The 302-nt window shown below is 41.4% G+C and carries 1 protein-coding gene; it reads left to right on the top strand.

Going from position 1 to position 302, the window contains the following annotated elements; genetic code table 11:
- Positions 1-212 (top strand): hypothetical protein (locus tag ACT3TP_RS18800; RefSeq protein WP_444621302.1); only part of this gene is annotated, 212 nt, incomplete at its 5' end.
- Between the last annotated feature and the right edge of the window lie 90 nt (positions 213-302).

The following is a 302-nucleotide window of genomic DNA, read 5'->3' as shown; positions in this document are numbered from 1 at the left end:
CCTGTGTGCACGGTCACCTCGGAAAAGGGCCTCCCGATTTGAAACATCCCGCAAATCTGTGTATAGTTTTTATCTGTCGCCGAAACAAGGCCGGAACAAAAACCGGTACAAAATTCGGTGATAATCCCCAGAAAATCAAGAGTTTTACACAGGTCACTGTGGATAAAGCGAAATTAATGGGAACCAAGAATACCGATTCAAATCACAAATAATTGATTTGACTTTCAGGAATTCAACGGTATAAAATATAAATATAACGCTGGACGAAATTGCCGCTCGAAAGAGTGGGTAAAGAACCGGTA

The sequence above is a fragment of the Glutamicibacter sp. AOP38-B1-38 genome (assembly GCF_052377485.1).
GTDB lineage: Bacteria > Actinomycetota > Actinomycetes > Actinomycetales > Micrococcaceae > Glutamicibacter.
This window is presented reverse-complemented; position numbering and strand designations above follow the sequence as displayed.